Origin of the sequence: Kluyvera sichuanensis (assembly GCF_014218705.1) — a bacterium.
Lineage (GTDB): Bacteria > Pseudomonadota > Gammaproteobacteria > Enterobacterales > Enterobacteriaceae > Kluyvera > Kluyvera sichuanensis.
In genome coordinates, this window is record NZ_JABBJF010000022.1 from 18,162 (window position 1) to 43,872 (window position 25,711).

The 25,711-nt window shown below is 49.6% G+C and carries 44 protein-coding genes; 43 read left to right on the top strand and 1 reads right to left on the bottom strand.

Features of this window, described 5'->3' with window-relative positions; translation table 11 throughout:
- The first annotated feature begins 157 nt into the window (after positions 1 to 157).
- The 39 genes from HII27_RS18790 to HII27_RS18980 all read left to right on the top strand — a co-directional run bounded on the left by HII27_RS18790 (position 158) and on the right by HII27_RS18980 (position 22,780).
- Positions 158 to 847 (top strand): hypothetical protein, encoded by a 690-nt coding sequence (locus tag HII27_RS18790; RefSeq protein WP_009652897.1) that lies wholly within the window; start codon positions 158 to 160, stop codon positions 845 to 847.
- Positions 848 to 1,441: 594 nt separating this feature from the next.
- Entirely contained in the window at positions 1,442 to 2,005 is a 564-nt protein-coding gene (locus HII27_RS18795) for a hypothetical protein (RefSeq protein ID WP_007372259.1), read from the top strand.
- Between the two features lie 12 nt (positions 2,006 to 2,017).
- Positions 2,018 to 2,434, top strand: coding sequence for a hypothetical protein (locus tag HII27_RS18800; RefSeq protein WP_016241566.1), 417 nt, complete (start codon positions 2,018 to 2,020; stop codon positions 2,432 to 2,434).
- 121 nt (positions 2,435 to 2,555) lie between these two features.
- Complete coding sequence (locus HII27_RS18805) at positions 2,556 to 2,807, top strand: hypothetical protein (protein WP_007372261.1); 252 nt, start codon at positions 2,556 to 2,558, stop codon at positions 2,805 to 2,807.
- Between the two features lie 15 nt (positions 2,808 to 2,822).
- On the top strand, positions 2,823 to 3,095 hold the full coding sequence (locus HII27_RS18810) for a hypothetical protein (RefSeq protein WP_016241565.1): 273 nt from the start codon (positions 2,823 to 2,825) through the stop codon (positions 3,093 to 3,095).
- Between the two features lie 13 nt (positions 3,096 to 3,108).
- Complete coding sequence (locus HII27_RS18815) at positions 3,109 to 3,492, top strand: hypothetical protein (RefSeq protein ID WP_007372262.1); 384 nt, start codon at positions 3,109 to 3,111, stop codon at positions 3,490 to 3,492.
- Positions 3,493 to 3,554: 62 nt separating this feature from the next.
- A complete protein-coding gene (locus tag HII27_RS18820) occupies positions 3,555 to 4,259 on the top strand; it encodes a hypothetical protein (RefSeq protein WP_007372263.1) in 705 nt (234 codons plus the stop codon).
- 168 nt (positions 4,260 to 4,427) lie between these two features.
- Entirely contained in the window at positions 4,428 to 5,600 is a 1,173-nt protein-coding gene (locus HII27_RS18825) for a hypothetical protein (protein WP_048213837.1), read from the top strand.
- A 792-nt stretch (positions 5,601 to 6,392) separates the two neighbouring features.
- Entirely contained in the window at positions 6,393 to 6,728 is a 336-nt protein-coding gene (locus tag HII27_RS18830) for a hypothetical protein (RefSeq protein ID WP_007372266.1), read from the top strand.
- Between the two features lie 147 nt (positions 6,729 to 6,875).
- Entirely contained in the window at positions 6,876 to 7,469 is a 594-nt protein-coding gene (locus HII27_RS18835; protein ID WP_007372267.1) for a hypothetical protein, read from the top strand.
- A 92-nt stretch (positions 7,470 to 7,561) separates the two neighbouring features.
- Entirely contained in the window at positions 7,562 to 7,828 is a 267-nt protein-coding gene (locus HII27_RS18840; protein WP_007372268.1) for a hypothetical protein, read from the top strand.
- A gap of 108 nt (positions 7,829 to 7,936) precedes the next feature.
- A complete protein-coding gene (locus tag HII27_RS18845; protein WP_007372269.1) occupies positions 7,937 to 8,395 on the top strand; it encodes a hypothetical protein in 459 nt (152 codons plus the stop codon).
- Between the two features lie 35 nt (positions 8,396 to 8,430).
- Positions 8,431 to 8,907, top strand: a complete 477-nt coding sequence (locus HII27_RS18850; RefSeq protein ID WP_007372270.1) for a hypothetical protein — start codon at positions 8,431 to 8,433, stop codon at positions 8,905 to 8,907.
- Between the two features lie 74 nt (positions 8,908 to 8,981).
- Positions 8,982 to 9,257 (top strand): hypothetical protein, encoded by a 276-nt coding sequence (locus tag HII27_RS18855; protein ID WP_007372271.1) that lies wholly within the window; start codon positions 8,982 to 8,984, stop codon positions 9,255 to 9,257.
- A gap of 114 nt (positions 9,258 to 9,371) precedes the next feature.
- Positions 9,372 to 9,644: a hypothetical protein gene (locus HII27_RS18860; RefSeq protein ID WP_007372272.1), complete on the top strand. Its 273-nt coding sequence runs from the start codon at positions 9,372 to 9,374 to the stop codon at positions 9,642 to 9,644.
- 154 nt (positions 9,645 to 9,798) lie between these two features.
- Positions 9,799 to 10,104, top strand: coding sequence for a hypothetical protein (locus tag HII27_RS18865; RefSeq protein ID WP_016241563.1), 306 nt, complete (start codon positions 9,799 to 9,801; stop codon positions 10,102 to 10,104).
- Between the two features lie 12 nt (positions 10,105 to 10,116).
- Positions 10,117 to 10,410, top strand: a complete 294-nt coding sequence (locus tag HII27_RS18870; protein ID WP_007372274.1) for a hypothetical protein — start codon at positions 10,117 to 10,119, stop codon at positions 10,408 to 10,410.
- 94 nt (positions 10,411 to 10,504) lie between these two features.
- Entirely contained in the window at positions 10,505 to 12,577 is a 2,073-nt protein-coding gene (gene dinG, locus HII27_RS18875; RefSeq protein WP_016241562.1) for an ATP-dependent DNA helicase DinG, read from the top strand.
- 20 nt (positions 12,578 to 12,597) lie between these two features.
- A complete protein-coding gene (locus tag HII27_RS18880) occupies positions 12,598 to 12,918 on the top strand; it encodes a hypothetical protein (RefSeq protein ID WP_016241561.1) in 321 nt (106 codons plus the stop codon).
- 87 nt (positions 12,919 to 13,005) lie between these two features.
- Positions 13,006 to 13,428 carry a hypothetical protein gene (locus tag HII27_RS18885; RefSeq protein ID WP_024196082.1) on the top strand — a complete coding sequence of 141 codons (423 nt, stop codon included), beginning with the start codon at positions 13,006 to 13,008 and terminating at the stop codon, positions 13,426 to 13,428.
- Positions 13,429 to 13,509: 81 nt separating this feature from the next.
- Positions 13,510 to 13,674, top strand: a complete 165-nt coding sequence (locus HII27_RS18890; RefSeq protein WP_007372277.1) for a hypothetical protein — start codon at positions 13,510 to 13,512, stop codon at positions 13,672 to 13,674.
- Positions 13,675 to 13,700: 26 nt separating this feature from the next.
- Positions 13,701 to 14,096, top strand: coding sequence for a hypothetical protein (locus tag HII27_RS18895; RefSeq protein WP_024196081.1), 396 nt, complete (start codon positions 13,701 to 13,703; stop codon positions 14,094 to 14,096).
- A gap of 181 nt (positions 14,097 to 14,277) precedes the next feature.
- Complete coding sequence (locus HII27_RS18900; RefSeq protein ID WP_016241560.1) at positions 14,278 to 14,469, top strand: hypothetical protein; 192 nt, start codon at positions 14,278 to 14,280, stop codon at positions 14,467 to 14,469.
- 130 nt (positions 14,470 to 14,599) lie between these two features.
- Positions 14,600 to 15,295, top strand: a complete 696-nt coding sequence (locus HII27_RS18905; RefSeq protein WP_007372278.1) for a hypothetical protein — start codon at positions 14,600 to 14,602, stop codon at positions 15,293 to 15,295.
- A gap of 22 nt (positions 15,296 to 15,317) precedes the next feature.
- Positions 15,318 to 15,515, top strand: a complete 198-nt coding sequence (locus HII27_RS18910) for a Lar family restriction alleviation protein (RefSeq protein WP_032155220.1) — start codon at positions 15,318 to 15,320, stop codon at positions 15,513 to 15,515.
- 52 nt (positions 15,516 to 15,567) lie between these two features.
- A complete protein-coding gene (locus HII27_RS18915; protein WP_008786599.1) occupies positions 15,568 to 16,026 on the top strand; it encodes a hypothetical protein in 459 nt (152 codons plus the stop codon).
- 54 nt (positions 16,027 to 16,080) lie between these two features.
- Positions 16,081 to 16,314, top strand: coding sequence for a hypothetical protein (locus HII27_RS18920; protein ID WP_008786598.1), 234 nt, complete (start codon positions 16,081 to 16,083; stop codon positions 16,312 to 16,314).
- 15 nt (positions 16,315 to 16,329) lie between these two features.
- Positions 16,330 to 16,962, top strand: coding sequence for a hypothetical protein (locus tag HII27_RS18925; protein ID WP_043016703.1), 633 nt, complete (start codon positions 16,330 to 16,332; stop codon positions 16,960 to 16,962).
- 457 nt (positions 16,963 to 17,419) lie between these two features.
- Complete coding sequence (locus tag HII27_RS18930; RefSeq protein ID WP_008786597.1) at positions 17,420 to 18,094, top strand: hypothetical protein; 675 nt, start codon at positions 17,420 to 17,422, stop codon at positions 18,092 to 18,094.
- Positions 18,091 to 18,555: a hypothetical protein gene (locus HII27_RS18935; protein ID WP_008786596.1), complete on the top strand. Its 465-nt coding sequence runs from the start codon at positions 18,091 to 18,093 to the stop codon at positions 18,553 to 18,555. Before HII27_RS18930 ends, HII27_RS18935 begins: the two co-directional genes overlap by 4 nt.
- A gap of 138 nt (positions 18,556 to 18,693) precedes the next feature.
- Positions 18,694 to 18,933 (top strand): type II toxin-antitoxin system CcdA family antitoxin, encoded by a 240-nt coding sequence (locus HII27_RS18940; RefSeq protein WP_007372285.1) that lies wholly within the window; start codon positions 18,694 to 18,696, stop codon positions 18,931 to 18,933.
- A 2-nt stretch (positions 18,934 to 18,935) separates the two neighbouring features.
- A complete protein-coding gene (locus HII27_RS18945) occupies positions 18,936 to 19,244 on the top strand; it encodes a CcdB family protein (protein WP_007372286.1) in 309 nt (102 codons plus the stop codon).
- A 20-nt stretch (positions 19,245 to 19,264) separates the two neighbouring features.
- Positions 19,265 to 19,423 carry a hypothetical protein gene (locus HII27_RS18950; RefSeq protein ID WP_016241558.1) on the top strand — a complete coding sequence of 53 codons (159 nt, stop codon included), beginning with the start codon at positions 19,265 to 19,267 and terminating at the stop codon, positions 19,421 to 19,423.
- Between the two features lie 154 nt (positions 19,424 to 19,577).
- Positions 19,578 to 20,132, top strand: a complete 555-nt coding sequence (locus HII27_RS18955) for a hypothetical protein (RefSeq protein WP_007372288.1) — start codon at positions 19,578 to 19,580, stop codon at positions 20,130 to 20,132.
- Between the two features lie 69 nt (positions 20,133 to 20,201).
- A complete protein-coding gene (locus HII27_RS18960) occupies positions 20,202 to 20,819 on the top strand; it encodes a hypothetical protein (RefSeq protein ID WP_007372289.1) in 618 nt (205 codons plus the stop codon).
- A gap of 82 nt (positions 20,820 to 20,901) precedes the next feature.
- Positions 20,902 to 21,372 carry an HAD domain-containing protein gene (locus HII27_RS18965; RefSeq protein WP_007372290.1) on the top strand — a complete coding sequence of 157 codons (471 nt, stop codon included), beginning with the start codon at positions 20,902 to 20,904 and terminating at the stop codon, positions 21,370 to 21,372.
- A 301-nt stretch (positions 21,373 to 21,673) separates the two neighbouring features.
- Positions 21,674 to 21,961: a glutaredoxin family protein gene (locus HII27_RS18970; protein WP_016241556.1), complete on the top strand. Its 288-nt coding sequence runs from the start codon at positions 21,674 to 21,676 to the stop codon at positions 21,959 to 21,961.
- A gap of 76 nt (positions 21,962 to 22,037) precedes the next feature.
- Positions 22,038 to 22,370: a hypothetical protein gene (locus HII27_RS18975; protein WP_317983860.1), complete on the top strand. Its 333-nt coding sequence runs from the start codon at positions 22,038 to 22,040 to the stop codon at positions 22,368 to 22,370.
- A gap of 83 nt (positions 22,371 to 22,453) precedes the next feature.
- A complete protein-coding gene (locus HII27_RS18980) occupies positions 22,454 to 22,780 on the top strand; it encodes a hypothetical protein (RefSeq protein ID WP_007372293.1) in 327 nt (108 codons plus the stop codon).
- A 362-nt stretch (positions 22,781 to 23,142) separates the two neighbouring features.
- Here HII27_RS18980 and HII27_RS18985 read toward each other — a convergent pair whose 3' ends face one another.
- Positions 23,143 to 23,481 carry a hypothetical protein gene (locus tag HII27_RS18985; RefSeq protein WP_007372294.1) on the bottom strand — a complete coding sequence of 113 codons (339 nt, stop codon included), beginning with the start codon at positions 23,479 to 23,481 and terminating at the stop codon, positions 23,143 to 23,145.
- Positions 23,482 to 23,718: 237 nt separating this feature from the next.
- Here HII27_RS18985 and HII27_RS18990 point away from each other — a divergent pair, with 237 nt between their 5' ends.
- The 4 genes from HII27_RS18990 to HII27_RS19005 all read left to right on the top strand — a co-directional run bounded on the left by HII27_RS18990 (position 23,719) and on the right by HII27_RS19005 (position 25,651).
- Positions 23,719 to 24,162, top strand: a complete 444-nt coding sequence (locus HII27_RS18990; RefSeq protein ID WP_007372295.1) for a hypothetical protein — start codon at positions 23,719 to 23,721, stop codon at positions 24,160 to 24,162.
- 118 nt (positions 24,163 to 24,280) lie between these two features.
- Positions 24,281 to 24,622 carry a hypothetical protein gene (locus HII27_RS18995; RefSeq protein ID WP_007372296.1) on the top strand — a complete coding sequence of 114 codons (342 nt, stop codon included), beginning with the start codon at positions 24,281 to 24,283 and terminating at the stop codon, positions 24,620 to 24,622.
- A 158-nt stretch (positions 24,623 to 24,780) separates the two neighbouring features.
- Positions 24,781 to 25,335 (top strand): hypothetical protein, encoded by a 555-nt coding sequence (locus tag HII27_RS19000; RefSeq protein ID WP_007372297.1) that lies wholly within the window; start codon positions 24,781 to 24,783, stop codon positions 25,333 to 25,335.
- A 49-nt stretch (positions 25,336 to 25,384) separates the two neighbouring features.
- A complete protein-coding gene (locus HII27_RS19005) occupies positions 25,385 to 25,651 on the top strand; it encodes a hypothetical protein (RefSeq protein WP_007372298.1) in 267 nt (88 codons plus the stop codon).
- Positions 25,652 to 25,711: the final 60 nt, after the last annotated feature.

Consider the following 25,711-nt stretch of genomic DNA (forward strand, 5'->3'; position numbering starts at 1 on the left):
ATTGATTAAAACGCGCCTGAGCGTTTTGAGCGCGTTTTGTAGATCGACATATCTGTAAATTTCCTGAGTATGGTTTGGCTATGCCCTGATTTTGTTCCGAACGGGGAAGCCGTTATGATTAGGTCTGAATGTAAAGCACTTGTAGAGGTGATGCGGTATGAGTCACGAGCGCATTGAGGTTTTTGGTGATGGAGGCAGCTGGATAGCCGAAAGGCTTAAGTCATTCAGGTTAACGATCTTGGGTCAAAGTGAGTCGTTGTCTATCGTCAGGAACCCGACTGACAATTCTGCCTGGGTGACTCACGATGATACCGGCCTTGTTTTATGTCCCCTCCATGTTGATGGTTCGTTGGCCCCGGATATCGCTGAAGCTACTGAGACGGTGGAGAAATACATCTCCCGAGTGAGCCCTGCGGGAATATCAGCACGGATAAAGCAAGCCCGTAACCACCTGGATAGAATTGCCGCACCGGTAGACTCACGTTCTGCGGCAGCACTGTTAAGACGTGGCGGAATCCCGATTCTCTCACTGCGAACCACGGAATATCTGAAGTGGTACGAGTTGTTAGCGAGACTGGCGAAAGGTCAGGCTCTGTCACCATCCATCTGGGTGGATAACTACCTTGCCGGTGATACACCAGAAAGTGCATGGGCTAATGGACGCGGACTCTATGAGTTAATCAACAATGGGAATATGACATCAGCCAATACGATTTTCCCGGTCTGGTATTCTGTAGCTCTCGCACTGGGAAGATTCACAACAGAAGAACTACCTGTGATGAACGCCTGGCCGAGCTATTGTGATGGAACCCGTGTGGAGAGTTTTATCCAGTTGTATCGTGATTAATTCTTATTCATATGTCATATGATTAACGCTAAAGAAGATCTGCGGTAAGTCTGGCCGTTACCCGGAACCCCGGGACAGACCGAAACTTGCTTTCGGGTTGTCTCGGGGTTGGCCGAGCGAAGCGCTGGCAAGCACCACACCTATTTTGAGGAGAAGCCAATGTTAATTTCGTATAAGAGCAAATTGAAATTAGGATCTATCGCACTATGTTCATTTGGTGTAGGTATGGGCGTTATGCTATCAAAAACCGTTCCACTATCTTTAAGCGCTGTAGTAGTACTCGCCTTTTTCTGGTTACTCTCAATCATTTGTTTAGGGGTTGCTGCTTTCTTTTGTTCCGATTGAAATTGTGTAGTTCATACAGTACCCCGAATAATCCCCGCCTTTGTCAGTAGATAACCGTGAGGCAGACCGAAACTTGTTTTCGGGCTGTCGAGGGGTTGGCCGAGCGAAGCGCTGGCAAGTACAGACCATATTGTTCCCCCTGCATTTCTCATCGCTAAATTCTTTCTTGAAATATCGTCAGATTCCCTGTTTGTCACCCACCAGCCTCATGTTGTTATTGACCTAACTGCCATTCAATGGGAAGCAACAATGTTTAATTTAATCGCGAAGGCTAAAGAAGCAGGTTATCAATTCTGGATCAGTGCCTCCAAGGTACTGACAGTTACTACCGGAACCGAGATGGGGCTGACGATTATTAAAACTGTAACTGATATTAACCCTTGCTTGCTGGTGGCGGAGTTAATGAACCTTGGGATCACGTTATCCCCAGATAATAATTATTTCTGCTGGTTGGATAGCGAAGGTGTCCTTTGGGCCGTTGACCGCCACCATCTCTATCGAGGAAATACAGGGGAGCATGGGGTAAACTGGGATGTCGTCTATCATCACGGCATGGTAATTAATACCCCTGAGCAGGCATCCATCCTTTTCAAAATTCCCCACATTGGGCGCTTTACTGCCACTGTAATGTATAGCGCTGGCTATACACCCGACTGGGCTCTTCCAGCCTTTGTTGATTTTTCTGGTGAACCGGATCATGAAACAATACTGTCGTGGTTATCCGAGGTAGGCATTCGTAATGCAGGAATGCATCTCGAAGATATTGAGTTTCTTTCTGTTGAAGAAAATCCCGACGCTTATATCTCTCTTTAATGAGGTCTCTGTATGTCAAACGTTAAACCTTATTCCTGGGTAGTTCGCTTCGATGTTGCTCCTCAGTGGGTAGCTGACGGCTTTATCATGACAGATACCACAGCTCTCGAAATGCTATCTGATGTTATCAACTATGCAAACGATCACGAACTTGCCGCATTGGTTATTTCAGCACCCGATGCAGAAAGAATTTCCGAGGAGCAAGGCTATTTGGCTTCTAACAATGCGGAGCTAATGCGTCAGGTGCTAATCGGCTCACCGCAGGCATATGCTAAAGCATCTGTGGCAAATACCCTGCTAAAGGCTATAACCGCACTTGAGCAAACGCAGGATAATAAGCAGGTCGTTAAAGAACTGCATTCCAGCCTCGCTTTACTGACGGGCAATAAGCCTATTTCGGACATTATCTGGTTTCCAACCCCAGAATAATTCTTTCATAAAGAGCTTAAATCTTTAGCTCATTTATTTATGGATTTTCTATTCGTCAGCCACCCAGCGTGTGTTTAACTGAAGTTAGTAAACAAAACGAAAAACATACGCGGGGTGATTTATGAATACTGCAATTCATCAAGTACGAAATAACGTTCGTCGCACTACATCTGCACGTCCTGTTTGTTATCCAGTTCGCCCGCAGACAGAGAAAGAACTTTTTTCTGTAGGCCGCAGCCTCTGGTATCGCTACACCACTTCATTTGGCCCGTGCCGTGAAGTTCACCATCATCATGTGCAGCAGCTTGCACACCTGGTGGGTAAATCTGTTGGCTATGTTGAACATGCCATTAATCATTACCTCACGCATTGAACGAGGCGGCTTAATATGTCTACTCAAATCTATTGTGCGGTGCTTCGCCATTTCATGATGATGGCTGCATCCTCCCAGCACTCATTGATTGTGCTGAAGCAATTATATAACGCAGAGATTTCATCGAAAGCTCACCTGGCCGGTCTCTCCGTGTCCGAAGCTGAAGCGCTCCTGGCTCTACCATCCACCAGCTGGCGCAAACGCGATGATGTAATTCATGAGCTGAACATTCGCCTTAAGCAACTCACTAGCGTAGCCACACCGCCAGCTCAACAAGTCGCAAACTGAAGGAGTCTATAACATGCTGCCATTTCTCATTTTGCTGTTCTGCTCATCGCCTGAGACGGCGCGAATGATCCTAATCTACGCTACCGATGAATCTGCGGCCCGCCTCCAGGCGCTTGAAGATTTCGCACGTCTGAATGATTCGGGTTTTGCTGCTTCCGCCCAAACCCCATATGAGTGGGAGAATCCTCACGGTGACCAGCTCTTTATTGAGTCGGTATACCCGGTTCCATCCGGCGATTTATCTGCTATCCGCCGTATGCTCGGGGATGACGATGCCCCATATACCGACAAGCACCTTATTGCCGGTTTACTGGAGGACAGCCGACGTATCCAGATGATTGAACCGAATGCCGGTACTCTTTCTCGTATTGCTCAGGCAGAGCAGTACCTTCAGTAGACTTGTGTTCCGACCGCCCACCAGCAGGTGGGCTTCGGGCTAATTTCCTGTACGAGGTATGTATGCAAGGTACACCACGCTGGTGGCAGAACGGTCGTCGGGTGCAGGCCGTTCTCGCAGAGAATCAGACCGCAGATGTAAGGCTCAATATCGGCCCAGAAAATGACTTCTGGTTTACTGATGATGGTAATAATCCTGTTGCTGTGCTTAGGGTTATCGGCCCGGTCTGTCCACTGGATCCGCTAAAATTCACCTCCAGTATCACTGATGTCCTTCCTGAAGATGTCCATAGCTATAAAAAAGCCCTTCAGGAACACCAGATGATAAACCGGCCTGTCTCGTTCTATCTTGCACTTGCCGATGCCTGGTTGCTTGTTAACGAACAGCAGCCGGTTTACCAGTTCCGCATCCGAAACCAGTACAACGGCATGACTACTGAATGGAATTCCGTTGCCCGGGACAAAGTCATTGAAGTGATTAAGATGCAGCCGGAAACCGCTGAATTCCGGGTTCTCGTCCCATCGGCTCCTGAGCCTGCTGCGAATGCCCGGCAGTTGATCTCAGAAATTGAAGGTCTGCGTGAAGCTATTGGGAAACTCTACCCGGCAAATACTGATGTACGTCGTATTGCCAGAAACAGCGGCTGGATGCATGTATACGACGACACCAATGCCAAAATGAACTTTGCAGACAATGCCAGAAATACCCCTTATCTCGATGCCTTTGTGACTCAACTGCATCTCTTCCTCACAGATGATCGAGAGTAGATGTAAAACCTCCCTGAATCTTTCTGCTCTAACCAGCGCTGTCATATAGCATTTTTTTGACGGCGCTGCCGGTTGCGCTTTTATCAAACATGGTAAATACATTGTTTCATGCTGTCTGGCTCCCGGGCGCGGAGTTATCGTTGATGGAACCAAGTTGAGATATTCGAAATGAAAAGACCAACGGCACATAAAAATGACCGTCTGCCGGTGCGAAGATCTAACCCTACAACGCCTCAAGCAAGAGAGCGCGTTATTGCCGGGCTGGTGGCCTCAGCTACATCTGACTTCGTCTACCTCGTTCAGTGGCTGAAATCAGGAAAGCAGAACGGTGACCCTCTACAGCTATCCAGATGGGATAGCCTGAGAAATGCAATAAGCCACCTTGAGACGCTTGATGCTGGTGTACAACCTGACTGGCGCAAAGTCCTCACCCTGGTGTCGCGGGAAATTCATACCAGCCATAATGTCCAGGCGGTTGTTACTCCTCCGTCTAAAATCGCCGGTGGTATACTCAGCAACCTTAACGACATCAGCCAGAAGATAGCGACCGGGCTTGCTTCCCCTGACATGCTCGGCAGGCTCGATTATATGCTTCAGTTGACCGCAGGCCTGGCAGGTGGTGATGATCTGACGCAAAGCATCCGTAAGGTTTCAGACAGTGCAGAAAAAGCCCTACGTGGTTATGACAAGCCGCAGGCAAAGGCCAAAACGCCTAAACCGGCCCCACCAGCTCCTGCATTCCGGGATGATCAGACGTTCAGGCAAGAGTGTGCGCCACTGATTGGGGTTGATGACCTCTTTGTTCTGGCTAATTGCCTTATTGCGATGTCCGCCCGCCTGGGCCGTTCTCCTGTCAGCCTAGCGAAACGCGCAGCGGGTTTAAAAGGTGTGATTAAACCCGATATGCTGGCTGACCTGCTGGAGCTCTTACAGCAGGACGTGGATCTGACCGCCCTGGCCCCGCCACCCAGGGTTAAAGACGATAATAGCCGCAGTGATGGAGGTAAGCTCGTCGGTTTAACCGGGGTCGTCGAAGGTGGCGCGTCAATCGGTGCTGAAGCGCAGCGTATCATCACCGCAGAACTGAAGAAGCACTCGCCGCTCACTTCGGCGCAGCGCGTATCTTTCGATACCGCCCGTGCGGGTCTGGCGCTGGAGAGCGATACATTCCGGGTTATTGAAGAGATCAGACGTATTGCAGCATCACTCAACTGGAGACCGCTGGCTGTCGCGGCCCATGCCGCGCATAAATCGCCTGGTATCCGCCCGGAGATTGCCGGGGATGTGATCACGTTGCTGGCGCAGGATGAGGCCTTAACCACCAGCAAGCCTAGCCGTTAAGTACCTGCCGCGCTGACTACAGCTTACCTCGCGATATTGCACCAGCAGCTCAGAAATAATACCGGTATAAACGTCCGCGTTTTGCCGGTATTTTAATTCGCCCTATTTTTAGAATTAGCGATAATAGCGTTGCTTATTACGTATTTTTACACTCAGAAACCTTCGTCACATGAATAGGGTATGGTTCACTGAATAGACAAAGACGTTAAATCTGGTCAGCTACAGAAAGGAGGATTTATGTAAATGCTCTCGTTACGTTCAAACTCTTAAAAAACTGCCGCGCCTGCCTATATAAGCCAGGCTGTAGACCTGAAGTCTACAAATTTAGCGTTACTGACAATTCACAATCCAGTGAACCGGCCCACACTAAGGAGGTTATATGCGAACGCGTAACTTTAAATCTGAGTCTATGTAATCTGATCAGCTGGCGCTGCCGAGAATGGCGGACTCCGCTACCCCGGTGATAGACCGGGGTAGCAGGAAGAAAGAGTAACGATTTACCGGTTTTAAAACCAAATTTTCGTCAAATGGGATACAAGCGCCCAAGGCCGGTTCCCGTCTGACAGACCGAAGTTGTGATGTGTGCATCGCCCCCCTGGAAGTTGTTTTATTGAATTGCTGTGTGTAGTTTTGCGGGGATAATACCCCGCTTTTTTTTTGCTTATTCTTCTTCGTCACCCCACCTTCCTGTGCCATCATACGTATAGAAAATAACTTTTCACTTCTGACCCTTTTTCAGTTGAAGTCTTATGATTTGATATTCCGCTAATACACACACATTAAGGAATGAAAATGAGCAACGATATTCATAACAAAATTGCTGATGCTTTAGCTTCTGTTGGTTTAAAACTTTCCGATGGATATACCCGGGCCGCACTCTTACTGAAGATGAAAGGTTCAGTTAGTCTCAATTTTGCTGTTGATGGCAAACCTGTCACTGTCACTCTCCATATGACTGAATCGGGTGATGTTACTGCTACCACTGATTATGACGATTCAACCGCTACTGCCGCAGCAGCAGCCGCAGCCACTACAACGCCAACACAAGAGTCGGTGGAAAAACCAGCAGAAGAGTCGGTGGAAGAGCCAGAAAAAAGTAATACACGAAAAGGCCCAAGGCCTAAGTAATAACTGCGCTGGAACTACATGTTGGCATAATTATAAATATCAAAACTGGCGGGGTTAAATCCCCGCTTTTTTATGCCCGATTTCCTTCGTCACCTGAATACCCCGTGAGACTATAAGTAAACAAAACGAACAACACGGGGCAACGCCATGACCACCAGCAAAGAGAAAAATGTATTCTACGTTCACTACTATGAATCCGACTCCAGTGGTGGCGAACTGCCACTGATGCGCATTGAAGCGGAGAACGAAGATGAAGCCAACCTGATCTGTCTTCGCAACCTCGCGGATGTTTATGACGTTGATCATGACGACATCAGTCTTGAAGACGGCTTCGAAGTGAACGGCAATAGCGTTTATCTGCAAGGTATCTACCCGGCGACCTCAGAGCAGGCACTGGTAGTTGATGCGGTATTTAATATGACTTCTGTAGAACCAGTCGCTGAGGCTGTGACCGGCACGGCGGAATCCGCCTGCGGTATCAGCCTGGTCTCTGATAAGGTCTGGCTGGAAAGCTGGTTCGACCTCGAAGACAAATTTGCTGATCAGATGGCCCACGTCGCTGAAGATGACAAGTCTGATACACGCTTCTTGCTCTACCGTGACCAGGTCATCGATGTGCGTGAATGCGAGACATCTTCTGTCCCAGGCTGGGATCTCCAGTTCGGCTTGAGCGGCGGTACGCAGATGCTATTCATTCGCCTTTCTGATGATGGCGATCACGTTGCACTGGGTCTCGAATAACTGCTGCCTGCGCCCGGGCTTGTTTGCCCGGGTTGCTCCCCTCCCCTGAATCAAACCGAGTATCATGACATCATTCTGAGGAGTACCAGACGATGAGCGAAGTAAAGCACTTCAGCATCACGAAAACCGTTGATTTTTACATCAATGAAGCATCCCCGGAAATTATTGCGGGCCGCAGGATCTATCTGGAAACCGTATTGATTCCTCGCCTTCGTACCGGCCTTGCCGTGCTCAATAAGATGGGCCTGACCGAGCGTGAAGATATGGAGCTGCGCGATGTGTACCAGCGTGGCGTGGAATTTTTTGACAAATTGTTCGATGGCCCTGTCCCGCAGGCCAATACCACCACCAGCCACTAATCCGCAAATTTTGTCCTTTTTTTACTCGGCTCTGACTTCGTCACCCGGGTAACCAGTGATTTAATAAGTAAACAAAACGAACATACCAATAATCACTGGGGATGCACCATGTTTAAAAGTCTGTCTGAATTGATGACCAGCGTTGGCAAGACTGATGCGCATAAAGTCTCGATAGTCCAGGTTAAAACCGGTGTCACCTCGTGGGGCCGCAAAAACCAGTCATCCCGGCCTACGGCTGAATACCAGATCTGGATGGATACTCCTGACAACGACAGTCGTATCGTCCTGAAGCTGAATTTCGTGCTGAGTTCCCGCCGTAACCAGCCTGAGAAGAATGCGCCCCTGAATATTGAAATCAGCCAGTACGCTAACTGGGATACGGTGAAACGCGCCTGGGCGGAATGCGCTCCTGAACGCTATATGCGGCTGGAGAATGAAACGACAGATGAGTTTATGTCCACCAGCGGGGTCTGGGAAGAAGCATCCGTCATCACCAATGACATGCAGCCGGATTACCGCTACTTCTATCCAGGCACGTCCTATTACGTGGCAAACGACAGCTACTGAAGCCAGAAAACACACCATATAACCGAGGATCTACCATGACCGACGCTATCCAGACTGCCCCTGAAAGCTTCAGCCTTTCTTCCCTGACCGACCTGTATCGCACAGTGCAGGCAACCGAGTCCCACGCTCTTTCAATGATGCGTGTCCAGAGGGGGATCACCTCCTGGGGGAGCCGTCGTATAACTGACCGCCGAACTGAGGGGTTCACCGTCTTTCTGGATGCGCCGGATAACGCCAGCCGTATTACTGTTAAAACGGAGTTCGTGCTGAATGCAGCAAAGACCGGCCCTGATACGTCTAATGATCTGGTGGTGGAAGCGCGTGAACATTCAGGCTGGGATGAGAGCCGGAATTGTTTCACTGTTACCCGCGAGATCGGCGAACTGCGGGTTAATGCTGGTGGTGAAAATCATGCTGCTACACTTCGTCAGCTGTGGAAGCTGCTTCACGCGCAGGCAAAAGCCTACCAGTCCAGAAATACTGCCGGTAACGCCACCTGGCTTATGTTCTGATAAGCCCCGGGCATGGTAATGTGCGTCACGACATTACGCCGTGGCGCACTACGTTCGTTTAGAAGGAAATGAAGATGAAAATAAGCCAGCTGGAAGTCGGGATGAGTGTCTGGTCGGTTAGCCGGGTAAATATGGGCAACACCACACTTAAAACAGTTGTCGTCCACCCGGTCGTGATTGTCGAAGTCCATGATAACCACGTCATAGCCACCTGGAATGGTAACGCCCCGCGTCGTTTCGGTGAGTCCGTCGTTAAGGGCTGGAAGAAAGAAAAGCCGTTGCTGATCCGTGAAGGTTTCGGGCAAATGCGCCTGGCTACCAGGGAAGAGAAAGCGCTGGCTGGTAAGTAACCCCCTTCGTGACCTGTATGACCCGTGGTGTAATGGCTCCGACAACCTGGCAGTTTTCGCAACGCAACACTCTGCCGCAAATCACCCTCCACGGGGCCAGACAGGGAATACACGATGACCGATGCCATTCTCTCTGAAGAGCTGTACTTCAAATACCTCAACACCTACGAACGCGAAAGCAGGTTTCGCATTGACTCTTTTCGCTTTGATGGCGAGCCTCAGTGGACAACCAAATTCGGTCAAGCTCGCATCCGCCCTTCTCAGGTACGTGTACTGCTCTGCCGCTGCGGGGCAAACAACTGGAAAGACGATGGCAGGTTCGCCAATGAGTACTGCTGCGACAGCTGCGGACAGTTCGTGGAGGTGCTACAGCATAACGACCGTTGATTCGCGTCCCGGGGCCGGAGCTGATGGCTCACTGATAAACCATTTCAGACCGACATATTCATTCTGATAATACCCGACGTATCGCCTTCGTCACCTGCCGGGCCCGTGTTGTACTGGTATCAGTACAACATAAAACGAGATCACGGGGCGCATCATGCAGACACTGACCGACGTATTCAGCGATAAGGCGAATAAAGCCTTTCATTCGATTTTCGCCGATTTCCTGCCCACCAGCGCGGATGGGGTAATCACCTTTACGGTTCGCGGCTATGGCGGAAAAACTGCCTGCATGACCGTCCCCTCTGGAACCCCGGTTTTCGTCTTTGGCACTGAAGAGCTCGCCGACTTCCATCGCTCCGCCGTGGCGGGTGAATTCTACATCGTTGATCACGGTGGTTTCCGCACCCTGAATCAACAGGTAGAACGTGGCCGCGTCCCAGTCATCTACGACATCCTCTGAAGGGATCCGATTATGGCAATCGACACAGTTTACCGCCTGCGGCTCGATTTCGACGTGTATAACGGCGATGTCATCGACACCAAAGAGCAGGAAGACAAAGACCAGATCTCCATTGCGAAAATCACCCAATTTATCTTCGATGCCTCCGTTCGGCTCAAGCTTGATGCCTGCGAAACCAGCGATGGCGGGCCAGCACATGGGCCTTACTGTGTTCTTGAGCACTGCAACCGAGCTGTACTGGAACAGGCCGAAACTGAAATTAAACGCTATGTGAGACGCTTTAAAGGCCATTCACTGGAAGACTGATGAACCCGGTACATCCACCAGCATGAGGATGTACCTGACTTCGATAGCCGCTGCCGGGCTGTGCCTCCTGAGCAGCAGAGGACAAGGTACGGATATGCCAGACAATAAACCCCGGATGACTGCCGCTGAAATGACTGAGCGAGCCTATCACTTCTTCCTGGACGCAAAGGGTCTGTCCCCTCGTGCCGGGCAGGTAGACATGATGGCGTTTTGCAGCGCAGTCGTTAACGCTACCCCCGCTGAGGAGCAGTATCGCGTCGGGGTTATTGAGGCCGGTACGGGGACAGGGAAAACACTCGGGTATTGTCTGCCGCTGATCCCCCTGGCGATGGAAAAGCATAAGACGCTGATCATCTCCACGGCAACCGTTGCGCTTCAGGAACAAATCATCTCCAAGGATCTGCCAGAAATACAGGCGAGAGCGGGCCTGAGCTTCTCCTATGCGATGGCGAAGGGCCGTAGCCGTTACTTCTGCCAGATGCGCTGTGACGTTCATATGGAAAGCGAGATGAATGCCTATGGCTACATCCGCGATGATGTGGAGGATATCAGCAAGGCCTTTGCTGGTGGTCACTGGACAGGAGAGCGTGATTCCTATCCTGATGAGATCAATGAGGCGGTATGGGGTCGGGTCAATGCTATTGGCAGTCAGTGCCCTAAAAAGCGTTGCCCACATTATCACCGTTGTCCGTTCTTCCTCGCCCGCGCCCTGCTGGAGTCGGTGGATGTGGTTATCGCCAACCATGACATCGTATTGTCTGACCTGTCACTGGGAGGCGGTATTATCCTTCCCCCGCAGGAAGAGTCCATTTATGTGTTCGACGAAGGTCACCACGTTCCGCAGAAAGCAATTAACCACTTTGCGACCTCCGCCTCTCTCGATGCCAGCAGGCATTTCATGAGCGAAATCTTCGACATGGTAATGACCATGCCAGAGTCCTACGGCGGGACTATGGAAAAGCACGTGCAGCAGCTGGTGGAGCTTGCGGGCCATGCCGGTGATGAGCTCGGTGAGCTGCGGGGGACACTTTTACGCTCCCTGAACTGGCGAAACGATCACGAAATGCCAAATGGCACGGAATCGGACATCTATCGCTTCCCGGAAGGTTTCGTTCCTGAAGATATTGCGGCCCTGTTTAAGCCTGGGTTAAAGACAGTAAACGAGATGCAGAATATCGTTGTGAAAATGACGGCGATTGTAGATGAGGCCGGGCGGGATATCAGCGAGGAAGAACTGGCCCTTCAAAAGATGGCTGTCGGCGAGCTGGCAAATCGCCTGGCGGGTATGCATCAGGCTCTGGCCTCATACTGCGGGAATAAAACCGTCTCTGGTATGCCTATGGCCCGGTGGATTAACGTCCGTCGTACTAAACGCAGCACCGAAGTGGTGATTAATTGCAGTCCGGTCTATGCGGGCGAACACCTGAAATCCGAGCTCTGGTCGAAGGCTTATGCCACCATTGTGACCTCGGCAACAATCCGCTCCCTTAGCAAGTTTGACGCATTCCTGGAGCAGGCCGGTCTTCCAGTCGATACACCTACCCTGCTGGCCCGCAGCCCGTTTGATTACCAGAACAACGGCGTGTTGTTCATCCCCCGTATGCGCTCGGTTCCGACCAATCATGAAGAACATACGGCGGAGATCATCGAACTCCTTCCCAAACTGGTGCTTCGGCTTCAGGGTTGCCTCGTGCTGTTCGCCTCCCGCAGGCAGATGGAAGAAGTCAGCAAGGCGATGCCTCAACACATTTCACCGCTTCTGCTGATACAGGGGGCACTTCCAAAACGGGAAATACTGCTGCGCCATAAGCTCAGAATCGACCGTGGTGAGCCGAGCATTATCTTTGGTATGGCTTCTTTCAGTGAAGGGGTGGATCTGCCTGGCGTGTACTGCAACAACGTCATCATTGCCAAGCTGCCTTTTAGCGTTCCGACCGACCCGGTGGGCCAGACCCTGACGGAGTGGCTGGAGAAAAACGGGCGTGATGCTTTCCGGGAAATCTCGATACCGGAGGCCTGCCTCAAACTGACCCAGTCCGTTGGTCGGCTTATCCGCACAGAGAGCGATACCGGCGCGGTGACTATCCTGGATAAACGCCTGAAGACAAAAGCCTACGGGAAAGACATCCTCGCATCCCTGCCCCCTTTCAGGCGCGAAATTCGTTAATCAACAGTCGAGAGGTTGCTATGCATAAAATTGAATGCCCACGCTGTCTGGGTGGTAAGGGTGAGATCCGAGCGTTCCGGCACGTTCAAGGCGGTGTGTGTTTTCGCTGCAAGGGCCGGGGGTATGTCGAGGTGAAAACCATCCCGAAGCCTTCTATCCGGTTTGTTGCTATGCAGAAATGGGCAAATCCAGAGGACGTTAACTACAACAATGGGGATTTTATCAGGACGTTCTATTTCAAGGCCCGAAGTCAGGCTGAAGCAACAAAGAAGCTTCAGAAAAAACTCGGCGCGTCAGGTCGTGAGTTTTATGCCACTCCTGCGGATGATGTCCAGCAATAAATGGGGGCGTTTTGTAGTGGTTTATTCACTCTGAAATCTATCACTCTGGTTATGATTGGTTTCGAAACAAATGACAGGTGGTAACACATGAAAAACCAGGCTAAAACACAACATTCTGTTTTTAAGTTCATTCGAGCTGCGATTCCGGTAACAGTTCTATCGGCTATACAGTACGCTGTCATTTCTACATTGCTGGTGGTTGGAAAAATTGACCTTCAATGGTCGGAACTCGCTACATCACTTCCGTTATGTATTATTGCAATATTCTCAACAGCATTTGTATTTTACGACCCAAATGAATATGAGTACTTTCTTTCAGTGCTGGGAATGCTTACCGTTTGGGTTTTAGTGTTTATTGCATCAATACTCCTACTTGTAATCGCGCGAGGTTTTTCCTTCATCACAAGCAATTATGTAACATATGCTGAATTGGCTTCCTATTCCATACAGATAGGAATGATGATTGTATTTTACTTCAAGAGGGATAGTCTTAATCAACAGACCCTATAGATACAGTATTTCGCGATTAATATTATCATTGAACATTAACGCACAAAATTTACCCCCACGTCATACAAGGTTACCGATGCAATGAAAAATAAAATTATCGATGCAAAACTTGCATTTTTTAAAGTAGAGGGAACTCCAAGTACTGGTCACGTTGTGGTTATCGGGAAACCATCATCTGGGAAAAGTTTCTGCCTTACTGATGAAATAACGCGTTTGTTAAAAGCAGGTAAAAACCACGAAAATTAATTTGAATATTGCAAGCGGGGTTTGCTATGACATCAATTATTACCACTTTATATGAAAAACTTTCATTTCGTGTGCTCGCAGTTCCGCTGATTATTTTCAGCATTGAATTTTTGATATGGGCAGTGCTTATTCGAGAAAATGTTATATCCGGGGACTGGCCTTTGTATAGAACTTGTTTGTTCGCTTGTTTTTCCTCGCTGATTATAACTGGATTCACATTCCAGAATCCTGAAGGCAGTGATTTCCTAAAGGCAGCAGCAGGTCTCCTTGGATGTCTGGCCTTGGGGGGATTGATAATTATTATTTATTATATTGGCACTCTCGAATTTCCGATTATCACTGCCAAGATGGTTTGGATTTTCATGATGGCAAGCTTTACGTCTCAGCTTTTCACTTGCCTGATGAAATCGATGACTGATTAATTTGAAGTTCAGCAAAAACAATTGCAGAGCAAAGTTATTTATTCACTCATTTTGCGATCTAAGTATGCTTACGCTGAAGTAACCGAAAAGTACCTTTCTTGAAAAGTTTTTTCGGGATTTTAGGAGAAATGGATAATGGCATTCTCACTTACTTTCCATCAATACATTCTGGAGTAATAACATGTTTACTTTAGTTCTCGTGATTGGGCTTTATTCAAGTGGTCTTAATCCAAGTGGTGTCACCTCTCAGAAAATACCTGACTACAAAACCTATGATGAATGCCAGAGTGCCGCGCCTAAAGCAAAGCGTGGGGAAACTATCACCATCTTAAGTTATTGCATTCCCCAGCCTGCGGATAAGACAAAGGCGTAAAGGCTTCGCTATATGTGAATTATCGAAGGGGTGTCCATTTCATACCCGATTACTTCGTCAATTGTCGACCGGTGGGATAATAGGATTAAAACAGTTTTTAGCTTCACGATATTATGGAGAAACCGCCGTCATGCACCCATTCGATTCGGTCAGAGTAAAACTGAGTTTTGCCGGAAAGCCACCAGCGGCTTTACTGCAAAGCGCCCTATTTCTTGAAAATCAGCGTCCCGAATCCTCCAGTTGGAGCGACCCGGGCACGGCGGGTAATACACTGCTTCGCGACATCCTCCGGTCACAACCGGTTGAACTGAGCACTCTACAAGGCGTGGTTAATCTGACTACTGGCAACCTCGGTAAAGCCGAATGTAGTGAGTTGCTTGCACTGATGGGCCTTCGTAGCTTCGGTGAAGAAGCTGCTGAGTTAATGGTTCGCAATGCGTCAATGGTTTTTGCGAGTGGACAGGCTAATGCAAAGAACCTGATTCGCATGGAAGTCACTAAATCACACCTTACTTCTGATAAGCAGGTCATTGTCAGTACTGAAACCCTTGAGCGGCGTATGTACGTCATGAACAGCAACGGTATCTGCTTCGTCGTTGAGCCTGAGATCTGCCTTGATGCCGAGAAACTGCCGGGCGCGGATTTCTTTATCACTGAAGACGAAATGGATGCTGCGGGCGTGAGCCGCTGGGGTGAAAACGGCAGTCAGCACTGGCGATGCATGGTTACCTGGTTCAATGGCAGTAGCACCATCATGAACGAAATGGGACACATGTACGAGCTCGGTGATGAACCTGAAATTCGGCTCAATAGCTTCGGTGGATAAAGCCCACCAGCGAGGAAATACGATGAGACACGATAACGTCAAGCCCTGCCCTTTCTGCGGTTGTTCATCTATCCGGGTTCGGGAGATTTCGAATAATTTTCGCGCCTGCTGCAATTCCTGTGAGGCCACGGTGGCGTTTCAGGACTCCGAACAAGCCGCTGTGACGCGCTGGAATACCCGCGCTGAAGAGAAACAATCTGGCGGACTCCAGTCAGCATAAATTAAGCCCCGGGCTGCTCTGGGCCTGAATACCGATAAGAGGAAACACCGACATGAAATTTTACATCAGCGACGTTTTATGGAAATCCGGGCAGGCATTCATTTTCTCGTTTGTCACTGCTCCGGCAGTTGCGTTACTGCTCATTCTGTTCTGCACAGTTCTTACCAGTTCACCATCCAAGGTCTTCCTCGATCAGGCCCGTAGTCTGGTTGGAAATGCCACCAGCACCTCGGTCATGGTTTGCCCTGAAGAGAAAGCAGTGTTTGCCGCGTTCCGCTCCTCAGAATGCCAGCGACACGTGGTGAATGCCGATGATGCCATTAAACAATGGGACTCGCTGTTGCTCAAAGGCTACCTGATAGTGGCGGGTATCGCTCTTATCTGCTGGATGGTAAGCGAGGCAGTTAACTACCGCAGAAAGCCGTGGCGCTATGGGATCCGTCCCTCTGATATGACATTTAGCTATACAAAACTCGTGCCGAAAGAATCCGATGATGACGCGGATAAATAACCACTCATTTAGCACGGCAGACAGCCGGTCAATGCCAGCAGCACAGGGGGCAGTATGGGTAGACCTACAGGCAATATCGTCAGACTCACAAAATCAACAGGCCGCAGCAGCGACTTTTTCGGGCCATGTGAGTTGTGTGGAAAACATATGTCAGAAGCATTCCGTACCCGAAAAGCGCGTGAGTGGCAGCGTGAAAATGGCGAACTCTATTACGGCCATGATTCCGCCGTCATGTATGCACATGAAAAATGCATTCTGAATCTGGAAAGCAAATTTACCTCAAATTAACGACTGGTGAGATTTATGAAAATACCTCTGGGTAAGACGTTCCCAATTTTTTTTATCTTATTGGTGGTGGTGCTGGGGGGCGCTATCGCCGAGAAACTGCTATGGGAGGGACACCTCTATCCCGATTTTCTTATCAGTGATGCCTATGTGGCGAAAGATACTCAATTGCAGGCCAGTAACGACACAACACTGTTGAAGCAGTGCTACGCTCAGCACTTAACTGGATGTGAAAAGTATTATAGAAGCTTCAGCCAACTGGAGGTCAGGGGTAACGATCTCAAGTCGCTGTGTAAAGTCCTGACAAATAACACTGATCTGGACGTCTTTCAGAGTGATGCTCAATTGCTGGTTCGTTGCTCACGATGGAATGGTTTCCGTGTAATTCCATTTAAACCTACAGATAACGCAACTGATAAATTTAAGCCAATGGTCGATATGGTTGGGAGCTGGATGGCCTACAACCGGCTCTCAAAAGAGCTACTTCATGAAGATCCGGTCGATATCTTTTTTGTTGGACTGGATGAGGGAAAAAAGCAACTATCCCTGAAATATTGCTTTACCGGGGTTGATCAAATTCCTCCTCAAGTAGCTTTCCAGCGATGTGACACCGAGTCGGATACGACTAAAACCCAGAGTGACAAATCATGATGACATTTCTCGCTAATTTGCATCGCCATACTACGGCCTGCCGCAGCTTCGCATTCTTCACTCTGGTCTCCGGCCCGGCGATTGCTTTATTTATCACGTTCATCTGCATGAACTATTCAGGTTCACCTTCAGCGCATCTGGTTAGTGCAGCCAGGGCTGTCATTGATGGTGCTCCGGTCGGCAAACTAATGGTATGTACCGAAGAGCCACAATCCACGACTCCCCCGACACTTATCGAATCTCCCTGCGTTCGCGAGGCGGTCGATGAATCAATAGTAACCGCGAAGTGGGATTCAAACTTCCGAATGGTTTACGCAATGCTTGCTCTGCTTTCTTCTGTTATCTGGTGTCTAGTGAGCGCCACACGAGCGAACATATTCAAGGACGCTAAACCCCCTACTCGATAAGCCTGTCAATTCTCAAATAAAATGATGAAAAGTTGTGAAATTAAGGAGTGATGATGAACATAAATTACAGTATTAATAACAGTGTGCTCATGATGATGAGTGAGTTTATGATTACAGCTTTTGTAATCGTAATACTTTTTGTGATTGTATTAGTATATAACAAAGCGTTTAAGTCTGAATTAAGCATAAAAATATTTTGTTTTAGTCAGTTAACAGCCATTTTCATTTCCGTATTAGAAATAACAACAAAAAGAACAAATGCTGGAAGTATCAGTATTACATGGAGTGACGGCATCCATCAGTTTTATACTCACGTTTTTCTGGGGTTTGCTTTTTCTTTCTTACTTTTTTTGCTTGGTCTTTATGACTACAAAATGAAAGGCAACAAAGATGGTTTAAAGGATTGCAAAAAACATGTTTTACCGTGTTTCATAGGGAGTTGGTTCGTATTAATAATATTCTTTTTCTCCGCTTCGCCTTTGCGCTATGAGGAGAATTTGATTACGGATGCTCGCGTCGTAGCTTCGGATCCCAATCGAACCACAATTATCTATGCTGATGGGTTCTACTGGCTATTTGATATGGATAGAAATGAATTTGATAAGTCTATATCCAGAGAGATAGTCAGAGGCAACTACAAGATGTTATGTACTTCAGATACACCAGCTACCTGCTGGGCGGGCAGAAAATTCCCCAAAAACACATCACTGGATAAAGTTTTATGAAAGATTGTAACGCTGAGAAATATAGCTATTCATGTCTTTTCGCAGCGGTATTTAGACCAGGTGAAATGCCTGTCATTTCCGCGTTCCGGGCGCGGTATTGGGCTCTAATCATTCGATGGGCATTGCGTTTCGGTTACACCGTTTGCCTGATTGGCAGCACTGGAACCGGAAAAAGTTACCTCATCGAAAGAACGCTACCAGGACGGATCATTGATGCCCGACTGTTACTGGTAAAGAATGATTGGCATGGCCCTGTGCCATTCAGTTTGCGCGGTGCAAAGCCCGGCCCAGTTGGCATTGATGAGTCGTCCAGCTTTTCAGAGGAAACGCTGCGTCAGAACGCGGAGAACCTGAAAGAAAGAGGGGTAGTGTATACAGCACAAAGCATTGATAAAGCAGCTAAAGTTGCAGCCAACCTGCCAAACAGGCGTGTGTTGCTTATCATGATTGGAAAAACGTAGCCTCTGCGGTCTAGGCCATCTGACCTGCTGAACTGACGCAGTAGACTCTCTCGGAGGCAAACAAATTTGCTGGTGGGATAAAATGGGCGCATACTTAAAGCACGTGTAATCGACACGTGCTTTTTTATTGGAGGACACATGCAGGCTACAGCTGCTCGCCAGAAAAAAACCGTCAGTGTCACCCTTGAGCCAATGCTCGTACAGCAGGCAAAAGACGCTGGGATTAACTTGTCCGCCACGCTGGCAGAAGCGCTTCAGAGCAAACTGAAGGCCAGTGCAGCGGAAGAATGGAAACGACAGAATCGTGCTGGTATTCAGGAGTTGAACCGCATCACTGAAGAGCATGGGTTACTGTCTGACGAATACAGGACGTTCTGATAATGCAATATACCGTTTACCGCAATCCCGGCAACAGCCAGGCATACCCTTACCTGCTGGATATACAGAGCGACATCATTGGCGAGTTAAATACCCGCCTGGTGATCCCCCTTCATCGGCTTAAAAAAGGAGCCTCGGCCCCGGTTGCGCGATTAACTCCGGTCATACAGGTGGAAGGGAATGACGTTATCCTGATGACGCATGAAATGGCTTCAGTCCGCGTGAAGCAGCTCGGTCAGGCGGTCATGGACGCATCTCCGTTCCGGCACACTATCAAAAGTGCGGTGGACTTCCTGCTGGATGGTTTCTGACAGAGATAATGAGCGAGAAAATGATGAAGCAAAATGAACTGCTGGAAGTGGCAAAAGCCATGCGCGATTATATTGATGCCCTCCCTACCGATGTCGTTGCAGCATTACCGGTGATGCCGGGATTTGATCGAGACTGGGCCGACGAAGTCATTTACGAAGCCGAATCCGCCAGCAAATAACCCCCCGTCTGCGCCCGTTTCATCTGAATTCGGGCCGTCACAATCTTTCTGATTTTATTGAGAAAACAGCCTCTTTTTGTCCCCTTTTTTCCTTCGTCAGCAGACTCAGTCGTTCGATAATAAAAACAGACCAACACAACCACTGAGGTGTTTCATGTTAGCGATTATCCCGGCAGCAGGCACTGACAAGGTTTTTAAAACCTCCCTCAAACACGTGCTCGATGAGGACTTCCTGTTTGCAATGGCTTCAAAAGCAAGCGCGACGTACATTTCATCCCATATCAGCGATGACGGTGAGGGCACAGTGTTTTTCAGTCTGAGCGACTGGGATAACCTCAAGCCTTCCTTATCGGCTGATGGCTGGGATGGCGATACGATGCCCGGCTTCATTGATTTGCTGGATGCAATCGCAGCGCAGGGCTATAACACCGTCGAATTCCACATTTCTCACCCACTGGTGGTTGGCGCGGTCTGGTTCACCGATGAGTATTACTTCACGGTTACCCCGCTGGCGTATGACCTTGCCACGCTGGATGGTCAGTTTGTTCTGCCGGATGGCTCTTCCTACCGGCTGGATGACCTTGATGAAGTCAGCTATGACGAAATGACCGACTACTTTGACGGCATTATCGAAGTCGATGGCGATACCATGCTGGGTGTAAAGCGTAACGACGATGACACCGTAAACGTCAGCAAAATCGAAAGCTAACCCCTCCTCCCCGGTGTCGGTATCCGCCGCGCCGGGCTATTTTCCTGCCATCATCCTCTGGAGTGTTTCATGAAAGACCGTTTTTATCTGGTCAGCTTGCGTGACACCGTTGGTAGCAATACCGCTTTTCATAGCCATCACGGCAGAGGTTACAGCACCGATCAGCGTAATGCCCGGGTTTACACCCGCGAGGAAGCACAACGCGCATGGAATACGGGACGGGAGTTTGACCTGCCGGTTGATGCCGATGCAGTCGACCGCCATCTCGTGTTTCATGTTGATCATCAGTTTGTACCGGGAAAAACCATTCTCTCCGAAAGCGCCACCAAATATGTCGGCTTCGTTAATGGCCAATGGGACGGAAACGATCTGTTCTGGCTGGCTGATGCGGGTACTACCACGGATTTTTCCCTTGCCAGAGTTTTTGACTCACCACAGGCAGATAGACCTGATGTCGTCTGGTTACCCCATCACATCCCTGACGCTGCAAAGCGCCCTACCTTCAGTGTTGAGCGGATAGACCGCCGTAAAATGACGCAGGGGGCCGGTCTGCTGATGCCTGCCTGGCTGAAACGCCAAAATCGCCGACAGTCAAAGGGGCTGACTCGCTGGAATTGCCCCGGGTGTGGCCGTATTTCATGGCAACAGAATCCGTATGATTTTGATGGTTGCCGGTTCTGCATATAGTCAACTACCGCGAGAGGCCTCTATGTTCCGATTATTACAGAAGTGGTTAGTCAGGTTTACCTGTCAGGACGATATAGATTGTATGTCGACCCGGCGCTCTGCGGGCGAGTTCTGGCTGGAAATAGATGCCCGTCGTCACTGGATTTTCCTGGACATCGACGGTGTACTCCACCGGGCGGAAAACGGGTCACTGGAGTTTATGCCTGTGCTGGATCACGTGCTGACGCAATGCCCGCAGACGGGAATTATCCTTTCCACAAACTGGCGTACCGGCGTACCCCGGGAGATGGTGCTGAGTCATTTCCCTGCGGGTATACGCGATCGGATTGCTGGACTCAATCCCGATCTGGATGGGCTGGTGAATAACCACGTGCGTTATCACGAATGCATGGCGGTCGTTAAACGGTTCGGCCTACAGCATTACACCTTCGTGGACGATACCGCTCGACTCTTTCCAACTGACTGCCCTGCCCTGTTCCTGACTCACCGGCACGAGGGGCTGAATGCAACGCAGGGTAGCGCTTTGATAGACCGGATTCGGTTAATGAAATGACCGGTTTAAGGCTGAATACAAATTATTAATGAGGATGCGTTATGAATGAAATCCCACAATACGTCTATGACCTGATCGGTATTTGCCTCTTTGTTGGAATGTGGGTCGGAGGCGTTCTGCTTATTTGGTTTATTTTCTCTAATGGAGAGAGCGACGAATAGCCAGGCAACTGGCGCAACTGATGTTGCAGGATGGCCCCAACAATATCTTACCTGCTTACGCTCTGATTACCCGCGCAACGCTTCGTCAGAAGCGGAAAGCTGGGATAATGAATATATCCCGTATACACCAGGCTATCCCAATGAAAATTACTGTGTTTACTGCCCCTGATTGTCCGAAATGTCGCATGACGCTTACCCGCTTTTCTCTGGCTGGGGTGGACGTGAATGAGATCCCGCTGGTGGACAACGCAGATCTCGTTCGCCTGACACAAAATACCGGTGCGCCGCTGGTGGTGGTGGTCAACGATTCGGGCCGTGTGACGGGTTGGGGTGGGTTCCGGCCAGATCTTATTGCGACAACTGCCAATGGCTGGAGTGTCGGGTCACTCGATATCCCCCCGTCGCTGGTTAATCACGTCCTTCACTGAGGTAAACGCCATGCACAATATCTCTGTCGAAATCCCTGCGGCCCTCGGCGTACATCCTCCTTCAGGAGCGGATGTCGTGCTTATAGACGATCTGAATAACGCCCTCGCCGGTGCTGGCTTACCGCAACTGAAGATAGAGCCGATAACGTGGACACCGCCATCAGGCCGACCGGTGATCTACCGGTCTGAGGTTCCCGATATCCTGCGCATTGCAGGTATAAACCCTGACACCTCTGACATGGTGAAAACCTTCTGTTCCGGGCCACTGCCGATTGACGATAACGAGCTGGATGCCCTTCTGGAGATGCGCGAACGGGACGGTCATAGCGAAAGCTTCAGGATCGCGCTCTCTGGGGCGCTGGACGCGATTCTCATTCGACTCTACTCAGCAGAGCGTCAGCTTCGTTGAAACGCCAGTAAAGACGCTGGTGGCCTCATATGAGGTATCAATCGGCTCGGTTCCGTCTCAATAATTTAAAGAGAGCACGGTATATGAGTCCTGAAGAAGAAAAAGTGCTGCATCAGCGGCTGATACAGCTTGGCGATATGATGGGGGATGGCCTGCACTATGAGCGCGACGGTCAATGGATCACCCGGGAGTACAAAGCCACGTTGCGGGCGCTGGGGCTTTTGAAGGCTCCCAAGCGTAAGCATAACCCGACCAAAACACTCGCTGTGGATGAGCGAATGGCACAACGTGTGAAGGACGTAGCCTGTACCCAGTGCGCCGGGAAACTGAAACAGGTGCGCTCCGGGTCTCTGAAAGCGCAATGCACCCGGTGCAAAACCAAGTTCACCCTCCTGAAAACCATTAAGTAACTATACCCGCAGCTGGTGGTCACCCCACCAGCATAAAATATACCCGAAACTGTGACACCTGCGCTTGCCTGCCTCAATGTCGTGATAGCTGACAACCCCCACGAAGAAAACAAACCTCACACCTGCGATCGTCGTGATGCAACGATTTTGTCGAGCCAATTATATGAAGAGACTGTTATGAAAGACTTCCATTTCCTGTATGTCGAACTCCTGGTCGAATTGCTTCGACTGGTCAATTTTCTTCTGCCGTTGTGGTTTGGTAGTTGAAAATAGCAGGTAATACCCGGGCAAGACCTTCCCGTTTTTTTAAAATAAAAGGGCGCACATAGCGCCCTGTCAGAAAGGTATTTTGAAGCAGCAGACTACTTACGAAACTCCCATTGTTTAATCAGCTTTTTGACAAACGTCTCGCCATAGATCTCATGTGACTCCATGTATGCACAAAGCTGTATCAGGGTCATCATGCCATCGCGAAGGGTATCGCATGACTCGTTACGGCAATAGGCCGTGAGTTTGTACATATTCGCCCCGCAAACGTCCGGGTTGTAGAGATTAACAATCAGGCTTGCCGCGAATTTCTTTCTCTCTGCGATAGCGCCCAGATAAGCCAGCTCCCTTTTCAGGTCTTCCGGGATAGGTGTGACAGCACACGCTCGCGGGTTCAGGTTTATCTGGATATGGTCAAAGTCGAGTTCCTGCATTGTCCTGGTTCCTTCTGCTGATATTCGGTATCCGTCTGCCGGGCCACACGATTCTGCATGTAATGCCCTTCATATCACCATTGTACCGGATACCTGCAATTTGCCCCGTAACTACCGGTGCTGATGATAAAAAATATCTTTATTTTGCGAACGATATACACCAGTCCGTCCTGATTTCGTCAGCTGAATTGTGCCGGGTAAGCTGGTTGCCATGTGAGTGACCTAATGGAGAACACCATGCAGCACACTGCAACCACACACCCGCAACCGGCTAACACCGTGAGTATCGTCAGTACGACCTACGGTCAGACGCTGGTGGTACTGAACGGGAAATGTCTCTACTGCGCACCACCAGAGCGAGGAGACGAAGCCCGGCAGCTGGCATCAACCACTGCCGGGGCACTCAACGTGCCGGTCGATGTCGTCCACCTCGATACATTTGCTACCGATACAACCGAAAGCCAGCTGATGGCCCGCTTTGAAAACCAGAATGCCGGGCCGTGGTATAGCCATGCGTTTACCATCGCGTTCAGTGTTGAATACCCGGCGAAGAGTAGCGATGACATTCCACCAGCGGAATTACACCGTGCATTGATGAAGCGGGCCAGAGAGTTTACCGGTGATCTGGATGCGCTGGTGGAAGCCTGCGGGGCATCTTATGACAGTTATCAGATGGGGTAACTCCTGCTGGAAATGACCGCATTCTGCTGGCGTTTTCAATGAGATATCGCCAGCCGCTTTGGTAGAGTTTTCCAGATAGCAAGCGAACATCATAGCCAGTGGCAAGAGGTAAACCTATATGAATTCTGTCTGTCTTGATTACGAGAAAGTGGATTTTCTGGCGAATCTCCTGATCCCCACCCTCGCCAGACACCCCATCAGTAACAGTTTCCCGGAGCGCGGCCTCGCACTTAAGGAAAAGCACCCTGAGCTGGTGGGCTGGCCCGAGCGCAAACTGGGTGAAGTGGAAAATTACCAGAATGCACTGTCCAGACAGCTACCGAGCCTGAACAGCATGTCCTTGCCGGAGTTTATCGACTTCATTCTCACCCCGCATGTCGCGGAGTATGTTCTTGAGCAGGTTGGCACTCCGCTTGCTGAAGAAACCATGCAGCTGTTTATGGCGAAAGTGAAGGCATAACGCGGTTTTCAGCCCCATATACTCCAGATCATAACCGGCCTTAATGGTCGGTTTTTTTTGTGAATTTTCTGCCCCGAAAGCCTTCGTCACCTGCGGGGAGCGTGGTTAACTGGTTATGTAAACAAAACGAACAACACACATAACTACAGGGGTCTACCATGTTAAATCCAGCTATCTGCGCCATGTTCATGTTTCAGGGCTTCCAGCATGAAGTCTCCCGTCTGACCGCATTATCAGTGGCTAATCCTATCCCCCTCACCTTCAACTGTGACAGCGTACAGACAATGATCTGTGAAACGCTGGCTGGTGGCGAAATTGAATGTGCTCACTGGATGTTGGATGCCGCAGAGCAGATCTGTAAAGCCTGCGAACCTGCGTATCAGGCATCTGAAGAACCGGGAGTCTGGTACTACGACATTGCTGAACGTCTGGGCGCTGAAGTGGCCTGCCGTTGCGTAAAAGGTGATATCAGCACTGACCAATTGGTCGCTGTTGCAGTTAACCTCACTGAGTCATGGAACACGCTGAGCGAAGACAGCAATCAGGAGCCTGATTGCGGATCATATGAAAATACCGTCAGGACGTTGGTAGAACGTGCTGATACAGCAGAAGCGGCTTGCGTAGAAGCAGTCAGAATCCTTGATGGTGGTGAGCGGCAGGCGTTATCAAAGGCGATAGCAATTCTTCGCCCTGTGGCCGCAACGTTGCAGTAGATAGTGGCAGAACACCAATACACACAACACTCACTACAGGAAAATGACCATGAAACTCACCGTATCGACTCGCCCGGTAAGAATTGAAGGGAATTATGTCTCTGTCGTCTTTAATCGTTCCCATAACTCCATGCCGGAAACAGCAGAGGTTAAAAATGCCGATCAGGCGCGGGCATTCATCAACGATTACATCGCCCGTAATATCAACGAAACGCCGATGCATCTGGTGCTGACAAAAGAGGGCCGGGCATTTGGCGGGTTCGACGCGCTGAATAGTAGCCTTCCGCCCGCGATTGAATCATCAACCCGTTTGTAATGACTGACTGGTGGCGCTCAGTGAGGAGCGTCACCCGGCATCACGGAGGGAGTTGCAAGA